The sequence below is a fragment of the Planococcus sp. ANT_H30 genome (genome assembly GCF_008369335.1).
Taxonomy (GTDB): domain Bacteria; phylum Bacillota; class Bacilli; order Bacillales_A; family Planococcaceae; genus Planococcus; species Planococcus kocurii.
Map to the genome: position 1 here is coordinate 407,643 of NZ_VOBJ01000002.1, position 22,478 is coordinate 430,120.

The window sequence follows — 22,478 nt, forward strand, 5'->3', positions numbered from 1 at the left end:
AAGGTTTGGGAGGTTTTTTCTTTGGGTTTTGGAAAGCGCAAACAAACTTGGTTATCACGCAAACAACTTCTCCTCCGCTGCAAACAAACTAGCTTAATCCGCAAACAACCCCCTTTTTCCCGCAAATAAACTCCCTCCCTGCAAACAATCCGGTCTTTCGCGCAAACAAAGTGAGCGATCCCGCAAACAACCACACAGTCACCGCAAATAAAACCAGATTTCACTATAATAAATCACAAAAAATCCCTAGAACCTTTATTGGTTCTAGGGATTTCTATTACAATGAATCAACTTTATTTTGTTTTAATGCTTGAGCAAGCGTGTTGTACACTTCAATGTCAATAAATTTAATGCCTAACTGCACAGCAGTTTGAGCGATGACTGGACTAATGCCAGATAAAGCCACTTTTACACCAATGATTTCTAAACCTTTGATTAGCTGGAACACTTGTTGCGCAACCATCGTATCAATCATCGGTACGCCTGATAAATCGATAAATAGTTTTTCTAAATCGTGTTTCGAACTTTGTGCCAATGTTTTTTCAAAAATAATGTCTGCACGATGTGGCGTGATTTCGCCGACCAATGGTAGCATTCCAATCTTGTTAGCCAACAGAATGACTGGCGCACTCATTTCCACAATCATTTGTTGCTGTGAGTTCATCCGTCTTTCTGCAGCCATGGAATTTTTATCTGTGAATTTAAGACTTACCTCACTAATTACTTTGACGATTGTTTTTGTCCATTCCATCAGCTTTTCAAGACTTACCTGCTCTTTATGATTCAAAGCAAAACGTTCAATTTCATCCAAGTATTGCTGTTGAGTCCGGAAAAATTCACCAATAACTTCTACAATAGGTGTGTCGAGATGCGCTTCGTCCGTGGCAACCAGATCTATCCAATGCTGAAAGTCTGATTTAAAATTAAGCTTCCCCTCTTTAAACATCGTACAAAACAAAAGATGAAATTCATGATTTTGTTTTTTTAATAGAGCGATTTTATCCGGATCGGTCGAACCATAAACACCGGCTTTACTTTTGTCCAGTGAATGGTACCAGTCTTCAGTCATTTTCCAAGTTCTTGCGCTCAAGTGTTCATATAAATCTTGGTCTTTCAACATTTAATAGCTATTGCGGCAAATCGACTATTAGGTACTCGCATAATACAAGTTCGAAAATTTCTCGTCTCATTTGGCAATAGCCTCACCCCGCTCTCACTAATAATTTCATTGTTGTTTAGCAGTTTAGTTTTTCTACTCAACTATGAATACCCATTTTTTTGAAAGTTAAACGTTGAGACTTGCTCTTTCTCTTTTTAAAAAAGTACTACGCAAATTCCCCAATCCCCTTACACGCTTTTGTTTTATCAATTTCACCGAATTGAAAGAATTTAATCAATAGACATGGTAGACTGAAAAAATGGAGGTGGAGCTAAATGCGAATTATTTCAATTTGCCCGAGCAATACAGAATTACTAGCATTTTTAGATGCCGAACATCTACTCGTCGGGGTTGATGATTATTCTGACTGGCCTAAAGAAATTACAACATTGCCTCGTCTAGGACCTGACTTGTCGATTCGAATGGATGAACTAGAAGCGTTACAACCTGACTTGGTATTGGCGTCATTGAGTGTTCCTGGAATGGAAAGGAACATAGACGAGTTGGTGCGGAGAAAAATCCCTCACCTTATTTTGGATCCTCAGTCATTAGAAGAAATCGGACAAGACCTGTTAAAGGTCGCGCATGCTTGTGGACTCGATGCCACGACTGTTCATAACGAATACCTAGCCGTCATTGAAGACATCAAAACACGTGGGCAACTTGCTGCAACTCGTCCATCGTTGTACTGGGAATGGTGGCCAAAGCCTGTTTTCACACCAGGTAACATCAACTGGCTAACAGAAATCAGTGCCATTACCGGCGCTAGAAATTTGTTCGATGACACTGATTCTGCTAATATCCAAACAGATTGGGCCGATGTACTCGAGCGCCAACCTGATTATATTTTACTTGCCTGGGTCGGTATTTTAACGGCAAAAGTAAAACCGGAACTCGTTAAAAAACGCCCCGGCTGGGATGACATGACCGCTATCAACCACATTCATGTAATGGAAGAAGAATTGTATTGCCGACCTTCTCCTCGCTTGATTGAAGGCGCTATCCGCTTAGGAAAACTCATTCATCCGAATGAATTCAATGATATGGCACTGCCTCGCTTCATTAAAGAAAAGCAAATTTAATCTGCTATGTTGAAAGGACAGCCAAAATCCGGCTGTCCTTTCTTCATTTTTATTGAAATTGCACCATATGGTATTTCTTTTTGCCGCGGCGGATAATGGCAAAAGCATCTTCCAAACGGTCTTTTCCATCAACAATGTATGCTACGTCAGTTACTTTTTCACCATTTACTGAAATTGCACCATTTGTAACGTCTTCACGCGCTTGTCTTTTTGACGAAGAAATACCGGCTTCTACAATCAAGTCCACAATTGTCTTGTCTTCTTTTGACATTTCCACAGAAGGAACGTCTTTAAATGCGGCTTTCATCTCTGAAGAAGACAAAGCTTTCAAGTCTCCACTGAACAACGCTTTGGTAATACGCTGAGCATCTGCAAGTGCAGCTTCCCCGTGAATCAGTTTTGTCATTTCTTCTGCCAGCGTTTTTTGCGCTTGGCGTAGATGTGCTTCAGTTTCAACCGTTTTTTCTAACGCCTCAATGTTTTCACGGCTAATGAATGTAAAAATCTTCAAGTATTTGATTACATCTGCATCAGCGGCATTGATCCAAAACTGGTAAAACTCGTAAGGTGTTGTCTTTTTTGGATCTAACCAAACTGCACCACCGGCTGATTTCCCAAACTTCGTACCGTCCGCTTTTGTGACCAGTGGAATGGTAATACCAAATGCTTTAGATTCTTCATCATGTGTTTTGCGAATCATTTCAAGACCTGAGGTAATATTCCCCCATTGGTCCGAACCACCGATTTGAATGCGACAATTGTGTTCATTGTACAGATGGTTAAAGTCGATCGCTTGAATAAGCGTGTAAGCAAATTCTGTAAACGAAATTCCTGTCTCTAAGCGTGACGCAACTGAATCTTTTGCGAGCATGTAGTTAACTGAAATCAGTTTGCCGTAATCGCGTAAGAATTCGATCACGTTCATCGCACCGATCCAATCGCGATTATTAACCATTTTGGCTCCGTTTTCAGACTGAAAATCAAAAATTTGTTCCATTTGAACTTTGATGCCTTCGACGTTGCGGTCAATTTGTTCGGTCGTTTGCAATTGACGCTCTTCGTTGCGACCTGAAGGATCCCCAATCATGCCTGTAGCTCCACCGACTAATAAAATCGGTTGGTGGCCATGCATTTGAAAACGGCGTAATGTAAGGAGCGGCACAATATGCCCAATATGCATACTGTCTGCTGTTGGATCGACTCCGCAGTATAATGAAATTTTTTGTTCATTTAGTAACTTCTCCATACCTTCTTCATCTGTTTGTTGGTATAACAAACCGCGCCATTGTAAATCTTGAATTAATTCGTTAGCCATTCCAATTCCTCCTTTAACTTTTAAAAAGATGAGCGCCATAAAAAACCACATAAAAAAGCCCCTGCATGAAAAATTCATGCAGGGACGCAATTAGCGCGGTACCACCCAGCTTGGAGAACACAGTCTCCCTCTCATCATGTGCCATACGGGACACTTCCGTAAACTCCAGACCTGTAATTCGATCTATGCATTTTGACCGGTTTGCACCACCCACCAGCTCTCTAAACAAAATTGCACACTCTACTTCGGGACCTTCATCGTTTTAAATATGAATTATAGTAGTAGTTTACGTTATTTTTCAATATTGTCAATATGCTTCGATGCAATTATAACTTTATGATATACTATAAAAGATTTTAGGAGGGTGATCATGTGCGCGATAAAATAAAAAATTGGATTCATAAAGCCGAAGAAACAACTGATAGATGGACTTCAAGTAAGTGGTTCAAGCGAATGAGTATAACATCAGGAGTCCTGTGGAATTTAGCCTTGATTCTGGCCATTGTCTTAGTGACAGGAGGAGTTTTTGCTGCATCGGTTGGAGCAGGATATTTTGCTTCGCTCGTTGATGAAGAAAAGCTTCGTTCTGAAGATGAAATGCGAAACGAAATTTACAGCTATGTGGAAACGTCAGAAATGTTTTTTGATAACGATGTCTATATCGGAAAAATTCAGACTGACTTGGAACGAAAAGAAACAACACTTGATAAAATTTCACAGACCGCCATCGACGCTGTATTTGCAACGGAAGATGAATACTTTATGGAACATGAAGGCATTGTTCCAAAAGCCATCTTCCGCGGCCTACTTCAAGATGTTGCAAACTCCGATAGTCAAACAGGTGGATCGACGCTGACACAACAGCTCATTAAAAACCAAATTTTGACAAACGAAGTTTCTTACGAGCGAAAAGCAAAAGAAATTCTCCTTGCTATGCGTCTTGAAAAGTTTATGACAAAAGATGAAATCATGGAAGCTTATCTCAATATTATACCGTACGGCAGAAACTCATCAGGTGCTAACATTGCCGGAATTGAAACTGCAGCTAATGGACTGTTTAACAAGTCAGCAAGTGAATTAAGCTTGCCTCAATCTGCTTTTATCGCTGGAATACCAAAAGCCCCTTTCCGCTACACACCTTATAATTCAGTTGGCCAGTTGAAAGACGCGGATGGATTAGCACCAGGAATCGATCGGATGAAAACCGTTTTATTCCGAATGAAAGAAACTGAGTACATCACACAAGAAGAATACGATGCTGCCATTGCTTATGACATCGTTAAAGATTTTCGTGAAAACGAATCACGTTCACGAGATAGCGAACCGTATATTACAGATGAGCTCGAAAAACGAGCAGCACGTATTATTATGGATGTGCTTGCTGAAAAAGACGGTATAGATCCGAAATCACTTGAAGAAAACAATAAGCTGTACGAGGAATATGCAATTTTAGCTGACCGGGCAGTTCGTTCAAATGGTTACCGAATTCACTCAACCATTAACAAAGAGCTGTACTTGGCTCACGAAAAGGCAAAAGACGCTTATGCACGTTACGGCACAACATTGTCCGTACCAAGTGAAGACGGCGGAGACAAAATGAAAGACCTTCCTGTTCAAGTTGGAAGCATGATGATGGAAAACAAAACAGGACGTATTTTAAGTTTTGTCGGTGGACGTGATTTTGAAATTGAAGAATTGAATCACGCAACTCAAGCATATCGTTCGATTGGTTCTACAGTAAAACCTTTACTCGTATACGGACCAGCTCTTGACCTTGGTACGATTGGTGCAGGAAGTCCCGTTGTTGATGTGAAATTCAAATTAGCTGACGGTTACTCGCCTGCAAACTTCATCCCTTCTAGCGAACAAGGCATCATGTCAGCACGTGATGCGCTAGCACAATCTCAAAACTTGCCAGCTCTTCGCTTGTTTGGTCAAATTAGAGAGCAAATGCCGATCAATTACTTGATCAATGCCGGCTTCTCCAAAGTCAAAGAGGAATCAAACTATTATCCTGCTACTGCTTTAGGTGGTGGTGTCGAAGGATCTGTAGAAGAGTTAACGAGTGGTTATGCCACTGTCGCAAATGGCGGTAAAAAAGTTGAGCCGTATATGATTCAACGCATTGAAGATGCAGATGGCAATGTCATTTTTGAACACAAAGTTGCCGAAAAAGAAATTTATACACCGCAAACTGCTTATATTTTGACCGATATGTTAAGAGATGTGTTTACTACAGATCGCGGTACCGCGAACCGAGCGAATAGTTTACTAAATTTTAGTGGCGACTTCGCCGGGAAGACAGGAACTACTCAGAACACAAAAGATGTTTGGCTAGTTGGCTATAACCCAAACATTACGATGGGTCTATGGCTTGGATACGATAGCGAAAAATATTCACTTGATAATTTCCCGAATTCGAATTTACAGCCTTCTGTTCGTGTCAACCAACTGTGGGCAAGCTTAATGAACACCACTTATCAAACAGTTCCAGAGCTAGTTGGAGCAAAGTCGACTTTCAAACAACCTGAAGGTGTCGTTACCAAGTCGTTTTGTGGAATTTCTGGCTTGGCACCAGGAGGAGCTTGTCAAAGTGCTGGCCTTGTACGTTCAGATTTGTTTAATGCCAACGTTATGCTTCCAAAAGGACAAGATGATAGTTTAACAAGTAGTTCCTTTACAACAATTAATGGTAAACGTTATACAGCTTTATCAACTACACCCAGCGAATTCGTCTCTGGTGGAGGCATTGGTGTATCGCAAAAATACATTGATCGCATGATGGCTCCGTTCGGCGGAGATGCTGGTAAATTGTTCCCTGGTAATTCAAAATTCTCTTCAGTAGTTGCAGGGGCAACTTTCAAAGCAGATGGCGCTGCTCCTGGAGCTGTTCAAGCAGCAATTAGCGGCCAAACCATTACGTGGACCAATTCTGGTTCAACTGATGTTGTTGGATACCGAGTTTACAAAGGCGGCTCACGCGTTGCTTCTATTTCGGAATCGAGAAGCAATTCATATAGCGCGAGTGGGGCTGGAAGTTATACAGTCGTTGCTGTAGACATCACAGGCAAACAATCAGGTGCTTCAAATAGTGTCAGCATTGCTGCACCAAAGCCAAAGCCTGAACCAAAACCAACTCCACCACCTGAAGATAAAGAACCAGAAAAAGAAGAAACACCACCGGTTGAAGAAGAAGTTGTGACTCCTCCTGAAGAAGAGGAAACTCCTCCTGAAGAAAAACCGGAAAAGCCAGTTGAAGAAAAACCGGATCCTGAAAAACCTGAGAAACCAGAAGAACCTGAAAAACCGGATCCTGAAAAGCCTGCTGAAGATGACGCAGCGTAACTAAAAAATCCCGATTCGCTCGTTTAGCGAATCGGGATTTTTGCTATTAATCTTCCATGGAAGACAAGTCACCTGTTGGCAAATTAAGTTCCCAAGCCTTTAGCACTCGGCGCATAATTTTACCACTTCGTGTTTTCGGAAGTTTGTCTTTAAACTCAATTTCACGTGGTGCCGAATGGGCAGCTAACCCTTTCTTAACAAATTGCTGAATATCTTGAACCAATTCTTCTGAAGGCTCATAGCCATCGTTTAATGCCACAAACGCTTTAATAATTTCGCCACGTACCGGATCTGGCTTACCAATCACCCCGGCTTCAGCAACTGCTGGATGTTCCAGTAATTTGCTTTCTACTTCAAATGGTCCAACTCGCTCACCAGAAGTCATAATGACGTCATCCACGCGACCTTGGAACCAGAAATACCCTTCCTCGTCCATATAAGCTGAGTCCCCTGAAACATACCATTTATCTTTTAAGAAATAAGAATCGTATTTCGCTGGATTATTCCAAATTTGACGCATCATTGCTGGCCATCCTTTTTCAATCGCTAAGTTCCCCATCTGATTAGGTGGCAATACATTGCCTTGGTCATCGACAATGGCAACATTGATGCCCGGCACCGGTTTCCCCATTGAACCTGGCTTAATGTCGACAGATGGATAATTACAGATAGTTTGTGCTCCCGTTTCAGTCATCCACCACGTATCATGAATACGTTTGTCGAATACTTCCGCTCCCCATCTGACCACTTCAGGGTTTAACGGTTCCCCTACAGACAACACATGACGCAGCGTCGATAAATCATATTCTTTTACTAGTGCATCTCCTGCGCCCATCAACATACGGAAAGCTGTCGGTGCACTATACCAAACTGTTACGCCAAAATCTTCAATGGCTTTGTACCAGCCATCTGGAGAAAAGCGTCCACCTAAAATGACGGTCGTCACGCCATTCAACCAAGGCGAAAACACGCCATAAGCTGTTCCTGTCACCCAGCCTGGATCCGCTGTACACCAATAGATATCCGTTTCATTAAAGTCCAACACCCATTTCCCTGTCTGGTACTGCTGGACCATCGCATACTGGGCATGCAAGACACCTTTTGGTTTACCTGTAGAACCAGATGTGTAGTGAAGAACCAAACCATCTTCTTTGTCTAACCACTCAATATCAAATGTATCTGAGCTGACCGGTAACTGTTTCAACACATCGACGTGTCCGTCTTGCGCTTTAACGTTCTCCCCTACTAGAAAAATCGTTTCAAGCTCCGGCAAACGATCATAAGGAATCCGCTCTAATAGTTCTGGCGTTGTAACAATTGATTTGGCTCTACTGTCGTCAAGTCGATCGTAAATAGCGCCTTCCATAAATGCTTCAAACAGCGGGCCGACAATTAGCCCCATTTTTAACGCTCCGAACATCATGAAATAGAGCTCCGGAGAACGAGGCATAAAAATGAAGAGGCGATCTCCTTTTGCTAATGTTGAATTTTCTTTTAACAAATTAGCTGCACGATTTGTCATACGCTTCATTTCATAAAACGTGTATGACTCATTACGATTTTGATCTTTGTAGTAAAGAGCTACTTTGTTTTTCCGGTCGGAATCTGCGTGACGATCAATGGCTTCGTGCGCCATGTTAACTCGACCAGTCTCATACCAACTAAATTCTTTTTCAACGTCAGCCCAATCAAAATTGGCAGCTATTTCTTCGTAATTATGTAATTGATGAATTCCTGGTTTTGCTGGTAAGATTTTCACATTCATACTGTTCACCCTTTCAAGTTGATTACTTATATTCTACAACATTGCCACAAATTATTGCGAACTATTTAAACTCTTTAGAAAACACTGCATATTCCAGTGGCTTTTTTCCAAATCTACTTACGTTCATGTATAATGGAACCAATTGTATCTGACAGGCGGTGAAATGATGGAACATAAAAAAATGTACAACTCGATGGAATTAGAAACTGAACACGGTCTTCTGGTCATTGAAGGTCCTATACCTGGAAAAGAAATAAGCAAACTTGAGTTCCACGAAGACTTGGTCGCCTTCAGACCACCCGCTCAGCAACACAAAGCCATTACCGAAATTGCCGATTTGCCAGAAGGACGTATTCTTATTGTTCGAGATGATAACATGATTGTCGGTTATGTTACATTTCTTTATCCGGATCCTTTAGAACGTTGGTCAGAAGGAAAAATGGATAACTTGATTGAACTTGGGGCAATTGAAGTAATTCCAAAATACAGAGGTAGCGGTGTTGGAAAAGCCTTATTGAGAGTGTCAATGATGGATGATGCTTTCGAAGATTTCATTGTCATTACAACAGAATATTATTGGCATTGGGATTTAAAAGGGACAGGCTTGAATGTTTGGGAATACCGAAAAGTTATGGAGAAAATGATGCAAGCTGGTGGACTAGAATATTATGCTACCGATGACCCTGAGATTAGCTCTCACCCAGCGAACTGCCTAATGGCCAAAATCGGTAGCCGGGTCGATAACGAGTCAATCCAGAAATTCGATCAGTTACGTTTTATGAACCGTTATATGTATTGATTTAACACAAAGGGGGTGCTCATATGTTAGTGGAAGAAATTATGAAAACGGACGTTCATACGCTCACGTCCAACCAAACTGTGCAAGATGTTATGGACTTATTCAAAGACAAGCGAATTCGCCATGCACCTATTGTTGATGACGGGAAAGTAGTCGGCATTGTAACCGATCGTGACTTAAAAGATGCAGTTCCTTCTCGATTTACCGTCTCACCAAAAGGTGAACCTTACAAAAAAAAAGTAACAGAAATTATGACACCTAATCCGGTTACAGCACATCCGCTCGACTTCGCAGAAGAAGTAGCCATGATTTTCTATGAGCAAAAAATTGGTTGTATCCCAGTAGTCAGCAACCAGAAACTTGTCGGCTTTCTGACCGAAACAGATCTTTTGTACACCTTTATTGAACTAACCGGCGCACACCAGCCTGGTTCACAAATCGAAGTGCGCGTAGAGAACCGATCAGGAATTCTATACGAAGTTTCAAAAGTATTTCATCAACAGAATGTCAATGTGCTCAGCGTCCTCGTTTACCCCGATAGAGAAAATAATGCCAACAAAATTCTGGTTTTCCGAGTCCAGACGATGAATCCACTTGCAATTATCAATAATTTACGAAAAAACGGATTTGACGTTTTGTGGCCAAGTATGCCACAAGTGAACGAATGAAACACGCTGTATTCGTCTTTTCAGAAGATCAATTGGGGTATAAATTTTCTGAAACACATCCATTCAACCAGAAAAGACTCGTCTTAACGATTGATTTATTAAGAGAAATGAACGCGCTTCCAAAAGATTTAATTGTCCCAGCTCGCATTGCAACCGATGAAGAATTATTACTAGCACATGATGAACGTTATATTGATATTGTCAAAAAAGCGAGTCGCGGTGAAATCACACCAGAAGCCGGTGAAAGTTATGGCATCGGCACAGACGATACGCCCATTTTTGAAAATATGCATGAAGCGAGTGCACGTCTAGTAGGTGGGACGCTAACCGCTGTGGATTATGTCATGGAAGGAAAAGCACAGCATGCATTAAATCTAGGCGGCGGTTTGCATCACGGTTTTCGAGGTAAAGCATCCGGGTTTTGCATTTACAATGACAGCTCGGTTGCTATCAATTACCTAAAAAGTAAATACAATGCACGGGTGCTCTACATTGATACCGATGCTCACCATGGCGACGGTGTGCAATGGAGTTTTTACGACGACCCTGATGTCTGTACAGTCTCTATTCATGAAACAGGACGTTACCTGTTTCCAGGAACAGGTAATATTAATGAACGCGGCAGTGGTCAAGGTTATGGTACTTCTTTCAATTTTCCAATCGATGCTTTTACTGAAGACGAGTCTTTTCTCGAAGTTTACCGGACGTCCATGAAAGAAATCATTGATTTTTTTAAACCGGATGTCATCTTGACACAGAATGGGGCAGATGCCCATTATTTGGACCCTCTGACCCACTTATACGGCACGATGAATATTTACAAGGAAATACCCCGGATTGCTCACGAACTCGCTCATGAGTATTGTGAAGGCCGCTGGATAGCTGTTGGTGGTGGCGGCTATGATATTTGGCGTGTAGTTCCACGTGCTTGGTCGTTAGTTTGGATGGAAATGAATAATTTTCCTATACCTTCTGGGAAATTACCCGAGTCGTGGACCGCGAAATGGCAGCCAGAGTCGCCAGTTAAGTTGATCGATACGTGGGAAGATCCACCGAACTTGTACAAAGCCATACCACGTAAAGCAGAGATTACCGACAAGAATCTGCAGATGTTGAATAAGGCTTTGTATATGATTCGTAACAAATGATGAGGTATTCGTTTCCCCTACTGAACAACAAAACCCTTGTGCAGATCATTTGATCCGCACAAGGGTTTTGTTTGTTTATAGCAATGAAGTTTTAAAAACTTAATCGTTTTTAGTCGATTGTCTTTCTTCAATTCGGTATGGGAGAATAACTTGCTGTTCTTCGATTTCTTCGTTGTTCATATATTTTGTTAACAAACGCATTGATACCGCTCCAATGTCGTAAAGCGGGAAAGCGACTGCTGTTAACGTTGGACGTGCCATACGTGACAGTTTGGAATTTTCGTAGCTAATAACTTCTGCATCCCTTGGAATCTTTCGGCCTTGCTCTTCTAATCCATGAATGACCCCGATTGACATTTCGTCGTTCCCTACAAAATAGGCAGTCGGCTCGGCAGTCGCTAAAATTTTGACAGCCTCAATGCCCTCATCATAAGAGTTGTTGCATTCAACGACCAGTTTTTCATCGTAAGCAATCCCTGCATCTGCTAATGCTTCTTTATAAGCTTTTAACTTATATTCCTTGTTAATCATCGAAGTCATTGGCCCTGAAATAAGCGCAATTTTCTTATGACCATTATCAATGAACTTCTTAACAACTTCGTAGGCAGCACCATAATAATCAATATTAACCGAAGCAATTGCTGCTGATTCATCAATTGAACCAGCCAGGACGATTGGAGTTGGAGAACGCTCCATTTCTTTGAGAAGTTCAGGTGAGATGACATCACTCATGAAAACAATTCCATCTACTTGTTTTCCGAGCATTGTTTCCAATAGCTGAAGTTCCTTATTTTCGTTCTGATCTGAGTTGGATAAAATAATATTGTAACGGTACATTGTCGCGATATCTTCAATTCCACGGGCTAGTTCAGCGTACATGCTATTGGAAATATCGGGTATAATGACGCCGACCGTCGTTGTTTTTTTACTTGCAAGTCCACGAGCCACAGCATTTGGACGATAGCCTAATTCTTCTATCACTTTTAATACTTTCTTCCTTGTGGCAGGTTTGACGTTTTGATTAGCATTTACTACACGTGACACAGTAGCCATAGAAACGTTCGCCTCTCTTGCCACATCATATATCGTAACGGTCATTGTGCACCCTCCTTTTCCAGTCTTTCTATAATCATACGACAAAAACTTCAACAATATCAACTAAAAAAAAGAAAAGCCGAAGAAACTCCGGCTTTTCATGTTTATACTTTCATTTCGTACTGTTTCATGAATTTCATTAATGCATCGTAGTATTCATCAAATTGACCTAAATCCATTTGCTGTTGAGCATCAGATAATGCTACTGCTGGATCTGGATGAACTTCAGCCATTACGCCATCCGCTCCAATTGCGATAGCCGCTTTAGCAGCTGGAAGCAATAAGTCACGACGACCTGTTGAGTGAGTTACGTCTACAAATACCGGAAGATGCGTTTCTTGTTTTAAGATGGGCACAGCCGAGATATCTAATGTGTTACGTGTCGCTTTTTCGTATGTGCGAATTCCACGTTCACATAAAATGATGTTTTCATTTCCTGAAGCAATAATGTATTCAGCTGCATGGATAAATTCATCCACAGTTGCTGACATGCCGCGCTTTAAAAGAACAGGTTTGTTGATCTGGCCTACCGCTTTTAATAATTCGAAGTTTTGCATATTACGAGCGCCTACTTGAACAACGTCTACATAGTCAAGAGCCGATTCTAAATGTCCAGGTGTTACGATTTCTGAAACCACAGCCAAATTATGCTGATCAGCTGCTTTTTTCAACATTTTCAATCCTTCTAAGCCAAGTCCTTGGAAATCATAAGGTGATGTACGTGGTTTGTAAGCTCCACCACGAATCATTTTCAAGCCTTTCGCTCCGATAGCTTCAGCAACTTTCATCACTTGGTCTTGAGATTCAACTGCACATGGGCCAAAGATGAATGATGGATCTCCAGAGCCTACTAGTTCGCCGTTAATGTTGATAATCGTATCTTCAGCTTTTTTCTTACGTGAAACAAGTAAAGCTTTGCGGATATCTTCTTCTTGCATATCCAGTGCTGATTTGAAAATTTCTTTAAAGATATGATCAACTGTTTTCTGATCTAATGGTCCAGCATTATTTTCTTTTAACAGATTCAACATATGACGTTCACGCAACGGATCGTAACGGTTAACTCCTTGTTTCTCTTTTAGTTTACCGATTTCCTGAATTACGGAAGCTCTCTCATTAATCAGAGATAGAATCTGCAGGTTGACTGCGTCCACTTTTTCTCTTAGTTGCTCTAAATCTAAATTACTCATTCTATAACTTCCCCTTTCGCGAATAACCTTTATCAGGTGACTCATATTAACATGATAGGACTATTATAAGCAAACTATTCAATAAAGTCACGGAAAATGTTTTAGCGATTCAACGCGCTAAAGTATTTTCACGCAATAAAGCCGAAGCGACTAGGCTTCGGCTTTGTTTTAAAAAATAAATTCTTTCATGGAATCACTTTTAATTTTATCGTGTGAAGCGTGCCAGTCCATTTTTTGACTTGTAAAATGAAACAATTGTGGCGACTCATGCGTAACTCCCGTAATCTCTTCGATAGCTTTAGAAAGTTCACGATTTTCCTGAACGACTAAATACAAAAAGAGTTGATTCGGGTGCAACGAGCTGTACTCATTATACTCATTCCACGCTTTAGCAGACACTGGGCACGTACTACTGTGTTTGAAGAGCCAGTAATGCTGATTATGCCCTACTGCTTGTTTTAGACTGTCTAAATCGTCTACATGCACTAAGTTTTCCATCTAAATCGCTCCTAGATTAATTCTTTTTATCGTAATTAGTCGTTGGATTTGATGATTTATTGCTGTTGTTGTTGCTGCTGGTCGTATTTGGACCCTTGCTCGCACTTGCTGTGTTGCTGTTCATGTTGCTGCCTGTGTTGGCAGCATTTGACGAGCTTGATTTTTTTTCTTCTTTTACTTCTTCAACCGCTTCTTTTAAAGCGTTGGCTGTGGAAGTGAACGCATCAAAGTCGGCAGATGAATTTTGAATTGTCGAATGAATGTCAATCGACTCTTCGCCTTCTGATGAAGCGGTTCCATCGTCCATCGGTGAATTACCAGCCTTCATATTTTTTACTTTATCAACTACTTTTGTTGATTGTTCTTTTAGCTGTTTTGCGAATCCACCTGAACCATCGTCATTAAAGTCTGTCTGCTGAGAGGCTTTTTCTTTTAATGTAGTTGCTTGAGTTTTAAGATCAGCTTGGAATTCTTTTCCTGATTTAGGCGCAAGAAATAACGCAGCTGCAGCTCCGATAACTCCCCCAACCAAAATACCAACCAAGAAACTTGAACCTCCATCTGATTCTTCATAGTCGTAAAGATCGTCGTAACGGTTTGAAGCTCCGTATGACTGAGGTACATAGTCGCTCTGCTGATAGCTTCTGCCACTATTTTGGCTGTACTGGCCACCTTGCGTATAGTAATCCTTATTATACTGTGAATCGTTCGCATCAGATTGATTATAAAAGTTTTTGTTTTTACTCATTGATATTCCCTCCATTTAATTTATGATAAAAGCAATTTTAGTATTGTTCGTTATGAGGTAATTTTTTTTGTCCAGGTACAGGTACCGAAGCAGCATTCGCACGAGCTTCGTAGATTTTACGCTCGTTCCACTTATCACGGATTCCCATAGCCACGTTGCCCCATTGAACAACTTGAGCAATCTTATCTTCATTTTGTTCTACATGCACTCCAACGCTTGACGTAATGCGACGGACAGTAGAGTTTAAATCAGTAACTGAGTTGCCGACACCTTTTACTGCATCTACGACACCGTTTAATTTTTCTGATTTCACTTGAATGTCTTCAGCTAGTTCATTTGTTTTATGCAATAGGTTTGTTGTTTCCAACGTTACCCCCTGCAATTGATTTTCAAGACCGGCTACGGTACCTGAAACTTCTTTTAATGTGTTTTTCAACGAATTTAATGTCATTGCCAACGCTATGCATAGAACTAAGAATCCAATAGCGGCCACGATCGCGGCAATGTAAAGCAAAATTTGCCAATCCATTCTATTTCCTCCTTTTAAACGAATTATGTTATATCCTTTTCTACCCTTGAAGAGTTTGGATTAAACACCGTCTTTATTATTATTCGACAAAAATAGTTTCGTTCCTGCATGAAAAAACAGTTTAACTCGAAAGTTAAACTGTTTTTCCTGTATTCAATCCATTTTCGAATGCTTCTTGGAATTTAGTGACGTCTCCCGCACCCATGAACAAATAAACTGCGTTACCATGCTTGGCTAGTAAGTCTACCTCTTCTAACTGTAGCAAATGACTGCCTTCGATTTTCTCAGCTAAATCTTGAATTTTAAGCGTCCCTACTTTTTCGCGTGCAGAACCAAAGATGTCACAAAGATAAACCTGATCTGCTTCAGCCAGGCAATCAGCGAACTCTTGTAAGAAAGTTTGTGTCCGCGTAAATGTATGTGGCTGGAAAATAGCGATAAGTTCACGCTCCGGATATTTTTGGCGAGCGGATTGTAAAGTTGCCCGGATTTCTGTCGGATGATGCGCATAGTCATCGATTAAAATTCGATCACCAATTGCTGATTGTGTGAATCTGCGCTTTACTCCTTCAAAATCTTCAAATTGCTGCTGAATGATATCTGCAGGAATGTTTTCATAATGGCAAAGCGAAATAACTGCTAACGCATTTAAGATCGCATGATCTCCAAACATCGGTAGCGTAAATGTATGAAAAAACTCATTACGAATCACGACATCAAAAGTAGTACCCTCAACGGTTTTCGTAACATTTCTCGCTTGGAAGTCATTTTCTTCCCCAAAGCCGTAGTAAACGACAGGGATTGGTGCTTGAATCCGTTGCAAGTATTCATCATCACCACAAGCAATGATGCATTTCTTCACTTGCTGCGCCATTTCTTCAAATGCCTTAAAGACATCATCAATTCCCGTAAAATAATCGGGATGATCGAAATCGATATTGGTCATAATTGCGTAATCTGGGTGATAAGCCAAAAAATGTCGACGGTATTCGCAAGCTTCTGCGACGAAGAAATGAGAATCTCCTTGTCCGACGCCTGTTCCGTCTCCTATTAAATACGACACAGGTTTATAGCCAGCTAAGACATGCGCCATTAAGCCTGTCGTCGATGTTTTACCATGCGCGCCTGTAATGGCAACTGATACGTATTGGCGCATCAAATCCCCTAGGAACTGATGATACCGAATAATCGTAGCACCTAATTCACGTGCTTGAACCAACTCAGGATGATCATCACCAAATGCATTTCCTGCAATAATGGTCATCTCTTTTTCTATATTGTTTGCATCAAACGGCAAAATGGTAATGCCTCTTTCGCGTAATCGATCTTCTGTAAAAAAATGTTGCTCAATATCCGAGCCTTGTACGTGTTCTCCCATATCATGCATGATTTGGGCAAGTGGACTCATACCAGAACCTTTGATTCCGGTAAAATGTAAAACTGTCATAAATGAACCTCCTGTGGGAGTTGAAAATTAGTCTATATAAGTCGCTAAGCGAATTTTATAGCTGATAAAGATAAGCACAAGTACAGTATTATATCATAAATTTGTCTTTCTTTAAAATGCCTCATTATTTACTGCATTCTTTTTTATGTGGCTAGCTTGTAGATTTTTCTACTTAGCGTTTCTTTCTCGTATTAAAGGAAAACTGAAGTCGTCTGTAGAAAATCCACAGACGACTAGCTTTTACCGAAATACTTCTTCAATATCGTTTTCTGTAATTAACACTGACCGAGCTTTGCTCCCATTCTGCTCTGAAATAAAACCATGTTTTTCGATTAAATCCATTAACCGCGCAGCTCGATTATAGCCAATATGGAACTTCCTCTGCAACAGCGATGTGGATGCACTTCCTTGTGTCATGATGAATCGACAAGCCTCTTCAAACAGGTCATCCTGTTCAGCAGGAGACTCACTTCGCTTAATCAATTCTTCTTCTCTAAAAAAGTATTCAGGCTTGCCTTGCAATCTGACATGCTCAATGACTTTTTCAATTTCGTCATCGGTAACAAACGTCCCTTGTAAACGATTTGGAGCCGACATTCCGTTTCCAAGATACAACATGTCTCCTCGTCCAAGAAGACGCTCTGCACCTTGAGAATCCAGTATCGTGCGACTATCTACTTGCGATGAAACCGAAAACGCAATACGTGTCGGAATATTGGATTTGATCAATCCTGTAATCACATCTACAGACGGACGTTGAGTCGCAATCACTAAATGGATACCGCAAGCGCGAGCTTTTTGTGCAATCCGACAAATAGAATCTTCGACATCTGAAGGAGACATCATCATTAAATCGGCTAATTCATCAATCACAATTAAGATATACGGCAAATGCTGCACGTAATCTCCTTTTTCTTTCACTAATTTATTGTAGCGACTAATATCACGCACACCACTATGTGCGAACAATTGATAGCGTCGTTCCATTTCTTCAACTGCCCATTTTAATGATGCAGTTGCCGCTTTGACATCCGTAATAACGGGACTGACTAGATGCGGTATATGATTATACGGTGCCAGCTCGACCATTTTCGGATCGATTAGCAACAGCTTCAAGTCTCTTGGTGATGATTTATATAACAAGCTGACCAGCAACGAATTGATGCACACCGATTTCCCAGAACCTGTAGCACCCGCAATTAAGCCATGAGGCATTTTACGTAAATCAAGCGTGACCGGCTTGCCAGTCAAGTCCAGCCCAAGAGCCGCTTCGAGTGGAGAATCCGACTCTTCAAAAATAGTACTACCGATAATTTCAGAAATCCGTACAGCACGACTTGTGCGATTCGGAATTTCAATTCCAATGGAACTTTTCCCAGGAATTGGCGCTTGAATTCGAATATCTCTAGCTGCTAACGCCAATTTTAAATCATCCGCTAAATTGCGAATTTTGCTAACTTTTATGCCTTGTGCAACTTTCAACTCGAACTGCGTTACAGCTGGACCTTGGACGATACTTAAAATTTCAGCTTTAATCTGAAAATGAGACAATGCTTCGATTAACCTTATGCCTTGCTCATCCATCCAAACATCATCTTTACGATCGTTTTCAGGAGCCATCAAATATTCTAAGAGTGGCAGCTGATAAGCTTGAGATTCAGCTTCTGATACTGAATTGAAGGCATGTGAAGGCTGATCAACTAAATTTATCGTTTTTTTTTCCGATAGTGGCGTTGTTACTAGTTGCTCATCATGCGGTGGAACATCTGGCAATGGTTTAGTTTTGTTTTTTAACAGTTCTTTGTCTGATTTAAGCATTAGCACATTAAATGGCACGGTTTTTTCGCGTTTTGGCGCAGGTGTTGACATTGCTTCAGTTGCTGGCTGTTGTTCCTGTGCCGGTAACTCTCTAGCCATTGCTGATTCGGACTGCTCTTCGTCAATTTTCAGCTCTGTTACTGCGCACAACTCGATCGTAGGCTCTGATATTGTTTCTAATTCATTGTTTTCCTCCGTAGCAGCTGCTACTGGTGCCGTTTTTATCGGTGAAAAGGGCGGTACTATCCGTTCATCTTGCTTCTCTTCTACAATAGAAACTTCAGCTGGCTCTTCTTCGGAAACATTGATTACTACAGACTCTTCGATTGATTCTGTAGTTTCAACAGCTTTGGCAACCGCTATTATCGGTTCTTCCTTTTTTTCAAAAATTGGAGCAATCTCGTGTTCGATTGGCGCTTTCGGTTTATGCCATCCGCTTCTAGCCTTTTCTTCTATAGCTTCATCTAGCAACTGACGGTTTATCTTTTCTTCTCTGTCCTCTCCTAACTTTTGAGTAGGTGCAGGTCGAGCCGTGTTAAAGCCGTGAATCGGTGAAGCGATACGAGTTGGTTCAAACCGGTGCGTCTTATTGACCGGCAATTCGGCATTTTTTCGATTGGCAATTGTCGATTGACGGATTGGTGCCTCTTTTGGCCCCATCACTTTTTTTTCTATAGGAAATACGGGCTCTTTTCGAGGGGTTTCCCTTTCACGTCCATTGAAAAACGGCTTTTCTTGACGCGGTGCTGCGCGTTTTACATCGTGAATAAAACCCTCTTTTTCTTCATCTGGAATAAGTGGAAAGCGAAAAGGTGCTTTTTCTTTTTTTACAGTCGGGGGCGTTTCAGAGATAATTTCTTCTTCTTCGAACTCCTCGGCGTCATCTGTGAACATGCGATTCCATACATTTTTAATCCAGCTCATTCTGCATCACGCCTTTACTTTGAAAGCTGAACCGATTTCTGCATCATCAGACAAGACAAGAATTCCTTTTTCCTCTGGTGCATCTGGTAAAGCTAGCTCTTTTGCCGAACAAATCATTCCAGACGATGCCACTCCCCGAAGTTCTGCATCACGAATGATCATTCCTGAAGGCATTACAGCTCCTACTTTTGCCACAACAACTTTTTGTCCTTGCTCAACGTTTGGAGCACCACAGACAATCTGTAATTGCTCGTCTCCAACAACTACTTGGCAAACATTCAATTTGTCAGCATTCGGGTGCTTTTCTTTAGCTTCTACAAATCCAACAACAAATTTTGGTGAAAAATCGACTTCAAGCGTAAAATCAATACCGTTTTTAGCTAGTGCATTTTGCAAAGATGTTACAAGCTTTTCAGACACTTCTACTTGTTGGCCTTCAGCTAATTCTGCATAGCTTGAAGCGTTGAATACATTAAATCCAGCAATCGTTCCCGTTGCATCTTTGATCAATGTGATATCCCCAAATTGTTCTGGGTTAATTTTTTCTGGAGTTTCTGTTTGCAGTTGAATGAGCAACACATCGCCAATTCCTTCGTTGTTATAAAATACATTCATTTTTTATCGTTCTCCTCGTTTGGTCTATTTTTTGCCATAATGAAAATCGGCTCTAATTCGTCATTTTCATAAATGAACGATAAGGAAGTGATCGGCACTTTGCCATTCGTAAAGAAATGCATAGCCATTTGCGCGAGCACGTCGTATCCCGTTTCATTTCGGATATCGCCTATAATCAATACATCTTGATGAGGTACAGATACGGTCATATCCCCTGTAATTTTAGCTTTCATTTCTTTTAAAAACGATTCGTTCAAAATTCTTGAAGCGTCATAACCATCGTTTTCGTTAAGAAAATAAAAGATATTGCCAGCAACATGGTCTTCTTTCACAGCAGTTTTTAGTTTCTTCACTTGAAATTTCGCAATTTCCTTAATTTGCTCTTCTGTGAGACTTAATGAATTTACCACATTTTCATCAATTAAGCGATAGGTAGTACCAGCATCTAAAGCAAAATAAACGCGTGTTTCTGCAGTATGTTCAGCTGTGATAAATTTATGGCCCTCGTTAGATTCAGTTGGGAAAGAAGTTGAGCGAATAACCGGAAAAATATGTTCGGTCGATTTCATTTCTCCTTTCGCTTCTTTTTCCATCGCTTCAAAAGTTTCCGTAATGGTATAAACGATTTCTTGAATCGCGGCATCACCTTTTGCTTCGAATCGGTTGATTACTTGCGGCAAGGAAATACTCATGCCTTTACCGAGTTCTTTGTGTTGAATGTTGACAACATCTTGTTCGCGGTCAAAGCGCCATTCTAGTTGGCGGCTTGGCATACGCTCTCTTAATATATTAAAAAGTTCAGTAGATTTCATCGTTGGTTGGCCTCACTTTCATAAATAAACGGTTCAGCCAAGTATAGGCGAACCGTTTTTGTTGTTATTGCGACAAATTCGAAACAAACTCTTCGATTTCTGCCTGTGTTTTACGGTCTTTGCTAACAAAGCGTCCCGTTTCCTGTCCATTTGCAAAACCAAGAAAACTAGGAATGCCATAAATATCTTGCTCAATACACAAATCGATAAACTGGTCGCGATCCACTGATATAAACGTATAAGCTGAAAACTTCTTTTCGATATCAGGCATGATTGGATCAATTACACGGCAATCTGGACACCATGCTGCAGTGAACATAAAAACAACCTTTTTTTGCTTCGTTAATTCGTGAAATTCATCCGTAGATTGCAAGCTTCTCATTTGAGTAATCCCCTATTCATTCTTCGCGATTGAGCGTACAGTTTTCATCATCCAGTCCATATTTTTTGGAAGTTCGTTTTCGTTTGTAGTCGTCGTCAAGCTCACTCCACCCGCACTAACAACTAGTTCTAACTGATTTTCCGCAACTTCTTTAACTGTTGTAAATCCGAAACGACCGTTTTGCTGAAACGTCTCATCTACCAGCCATTGCTGATCCGAATCAACTTTTTGCAAATCATAGAAGAAAGTACTTGTAGCTTTTTCGTTCGGATTAATGACTAAAGCAAAAGAGTTTTTGCCATTTGTGATTAAGCGATTGAATTCATCCGCTGTTTCTTCAATAACGTAATCATTTGGCACAAACAAATCGACTTGCCCAACCATTTCATTGGGATTTTCCGGCTTTGCCTGAAACGCATCACGTGCGTTCGATACTCCCTGTAAAACCTGTTCTTCCGGCGCTACCGCACAGCCAGACAATAGGCCTAGCAGCACAGCCAGCATAAAAACCCGTCTATATCGAGGCACGCACATTCCCCCTGACATTACTGCTATTTATTTTAAAGGTGTTTTCAAAGACATGCAACTTAATCGCCGTCTCTCTGATACTGCCCAATTAATAATTTAACAACGTGACCGAACATTTCTCCTCGATTAACAAGACCATCCGTTAAAATACCAATGGCTCCTTTATGATGACGGATTCCACTTTCGTTGGCGTAGTCATCCATGATTGTACCAAGTTCAGTACCCGAACGAAGACCTGCTGCAATTTCCTCTGGTAGTGGAATTTGAGCACCCGCTGCTGTAAACAAACGTCCGTCTTGAGTTGCTAACGCCCCCCAATTGCATAAGTATAAAATCTCTTCAACTTCATATACTCCGCCTTCTAGCCCGATAGCGAAATCTTGATCTCCTAATGCATTTTTGGCTCTGTTAACTGCTCCTTGACGCGTTTCTTGCTGAGAAAAAGGCTGTGCTGAAACTTCCGATTCAGCATCTACAGCGGATAAATCAACAGCCCATTCTAGGTTTTTAAATACATTTGACACTGCCGTAATTTTCGCAGGATTTTTTGATGCAATTGCTACACGATTTTTTCTCATCAATAGTATTCCCTTCAAAAAAAGAGCCCTGCA

Annotated in this window: 20 protein-coding genes; 5 read left to right on the forward strand and 15 right to left on the reverse strand. The window is 41.0% G+C overall.

Annotation, left to right across the window (positions count from 1 at the left end; all coding sequences use genetic code 11):
* Positions 1-277: 277 nt before the first annotated feature.
* Positions 278-1,069 carry an STAS domain-containing protein gene (locus tag FQ085_RS07925; RefSeq protein WP_262499773.1) on the reverse strand — a complete coding sequence of 264 codons (792 nt, stop codon included), beginning with the start codon at positions 1,067-1,069 and terminating at the stop codon, positions 278-280.
* Between the two features lie 365 nt (positions 1,070-1,434).
* On the opposite strand from FQ085_RS07925, the gene FQ085_RS07930 reads away from it, so the two are divergent.
* The gene (locus tag FQ085_RS07930; RefSeq protein WP_149456345.1) at positions 1,435-2,241 is read left to right on the forward strand and encodes a cobalamin-binding protein; all 807 of its coding nucleotides are present in this window, start codon (positions 1,435-1,437) and stop codon (positions 2,239-2,241) included.
* Between the two features lie 49 nt (positions 2,242-2,290).
* On the opposite strand, the gene tyrS is transcribed toward FQ085_RS07930, so the two are convergent.
* Positions 2,291-3,556 (reverse strand): tyrosine--tRNA ligase, encoded by a 1,266-nt coding sequence (gene tyrS / locus FQ085_RS07935; protein ID WP_149456346.1) that lies wholly within the window; start codon positions 3,554-3,556, stop codon positions 2,291-2,293.
* A 372-nt stretch (positions 3,557-3,928) separates the two neighbouring features.
* Here tyrS and FQ085_RS07940 point away from each other — a divergent pair, with 372 nt between their 5' ends.
* Positions 3,929-6,901 (forward strand): transglycosylase domain-containing protein, encoded by a 2,973-nt coding sequence (locus tag FQ085_RS07940; protein WP_149456347.1) that lies wholly within the window; start codon positions 3,929-3,931, stop codon positions 6,899-6,901.
* Positions 6,902-6,947: 46 nt separating this feature from the next.
* Here FQ085_RS07940 and acsA read toward each other — a convergent pair whose 3' ends face one another.
* Positions 6,948-8,666, reverse strand: coding sequence for an acetate--CoA ligase (acsA, locus tag FQ085_RS07945; protein WP_058385762.1), 1,719 nt, complete (start codon positions 8,664-8,666; stop codon positions 6,948-6,950).
* A gap of 166 nt (positions 8,667-8,832) precedes the next feature.
* On the opposite strand from acsA, the gene FQ085_RS07950 reads away from it, so the two are divergent.
* Genes FQ085_RS07950 through FQ085_RS07960 form a run of 3 tightly spaced genes read left to right on the forward strand, consistent with a single transcriptional unit; the run spans position 8,833 to position 11,281 of the window.
* Positions 8,833-9,465 (forward strand): GNAT family N-acetyltransferase, encoded by a 633-nt coding sequence (locus FQ085_RS07950; RefSeq protein WP_058385763.1) that lies wholly within the window; start codon positions 8,833-8,835, stop codon positions 9,463-9,465.
* Between the two features lie 23 nt (positions 9,466-9,488).
* Entirely contained in the window at positions 9,489-10,133 is a 645-nt protein-coding gene (locus tag FQ085_RS07955; protein ID WP_058385764.1) for an acetoin utilization AcuB family protein, read from the forward strand.
* Positions 10,130-11,281: an acetoin utilization protein AcuC gene (locus FQ085_RS07960; protein ID WP_058385765.1), complete on the forward strand. Its 1,152-nt coding sequence runs from the start codon at positions 10,130-10,132 to the stop codon at positions 11,279-11,281. The genes FQ085_RS07955 and FQ085_RS07960 overlap by 4 nt, the downstream gene beginning before the upstream one ends.
* 99 nt (positions 11,282-11,380) lie before the next feature.
* Here FQ085_RS07960 and ccpA read toward each other — a convergent pair whose 3' ends face one another.
* The 12 genes from ccpA to FQ085_RS08020 form a co-directional block, all read right to left on the reverse strand.
* Positions 11,381-12,379, reverse strand: coding sequence for a catabolite control protein A (gene ccpA / locus FQ085_RS07965; protein WP_058385766.1), 999 nt, complete (start codon positions 12,377-12,379; stop codon positions 11,381-11,383).
* A 101-nt stretch (positions 12,380-12,480) separates the two neighbouring features.
* Entirely contained in the window at positions 12,481-13,566 is a 1,086-nt protein-coding gene (locus FQ085_RS07970; RefSeq protein ID WP_058385767.1) for a bifunctional 3-deoxy-7-phosphoheptulonate synthase/chorismate mutase, read from the reverse strand.
* 168 nt (positions 13,567-13,734) lie between these two features.
* On the reverse strand, positions 13,735-14,064 hold the full coding sequence (ytxJ, locus tag FQ085_RS07975) for a bacillithiol system redox-active protein YtxJ (protein ID WP_058385768.1): 330 nt from the start codon (positions 14,062-14,064) through the stop codon (positions 13,735-13,737).
* Between the two features lie 16 nt (positions 14,065-14,080).
* On the reverse strand, positions 14,081-14,812 hold the full coding sequence (locus FQ085_RS07980) for a YtxH domain-containing protein (RefSeq protein ID WP_149456348.1): 732 nt from the start codon (positions 14,810-14,812) through the stop codon (positions 14,081-14,083).
* Between the two features lie 37 nt (positions 14,813-14,849).
* Entirely contained in the window at positions 14,850-15,341 is a 492-nt protein-coding gene (locus FQ085_RS07985) for a DUF948 domain-containing protein (RefSeq protein WP_058385770.1), read from the reverse strand.
* Positions 15,342-15,474: 133 nt separating this feature from the next.
* Positions 15,475-16,788 (reverse strand): UDP-N-acetylmuramate--L-alanine ligase, encoded by a 1,314-nt coding sequence (gene murC, locus FQ085_RS07990; protein WP_149456349.1) that lies wholly within the window; start codon positions 16,786-16,788, stop codon positions 15,475-15,477.
* Between the two features lie 240 nt (positions 16,789-17,028).
* Positions 17,029-19,530, reverse strand: a complete 2,502-nt coding sequence (locus tag FQ085_RS07995; RefSeq protein WP_149456350.1) for a DNA translocase FtsK — start codon at positions 19,528-19,530, stop codon at positions 17,029-17,031.
* A gap of 6 nt (positions 19,531-19,536) precedes the next feature.
* Positions 19,537-20,145 carry a YtpR family tRNA-binding protein gene (gene ytpR / locus FQ085_RS08000; RefSeq protein WP_149456351.1) on the reverse strand — a complete coding sequence of 203 codons (609 nt, stop codon included), beginning with the start codon at positions 20,143-20,145 and terminating at the stop codon, positions 19,537-19,539.
* Positions 20,142-20,957, reverse strand: a complete 816-nt coding sequence (locus FQ085_RS08005; protein WP_058385774.1) for a DUF1444 family protein — start codon at positions 20,955-20,957, stop codon at positions 20,142-20,144. The genes ytpR and FQ085_RS08005 overlap by 4 nt, the downstream gene beginning before the upstream one ends.
* A 64-nt stretch (positions 20,958-21,021) precedes the next feature.
* A complete protein-coding gene (locus FQ085_RS08010) occupies positions 21,022-21,339 on the reverse strand; it encodes a thioredoxin family protein (protein ID WP_058385775.1) in 318 nt (105 codons plus the stop codon).
* Positions 21,340-21,351: 12 nt separating this feature from the next.
* On the reverse strand, positions 21,352-21,867 hold the full coding sequence (locus FQ085_RS08015) for a hypothetical protein (protein WP_058385776.1): 516 nt from the start codon (positions 21,865-21,867) through the stop codon (positions 21,352-21,354).
* 59 nt (positions 21,868-21,926) lie between these two features.
* Positions 21,927-22,445 (reverse strand): DUF84 family protein, encoded by a 519-nt coding sequence (locus tag FQ085_RS08020; RefSeq protein WP_078080281.1) that lies wholly within the window; start codon positions 22,443-22,445, stop codon positions 21,927-21,929.
* Positions 22,446-22,478 lie beyond the last annotated feature (33 nt).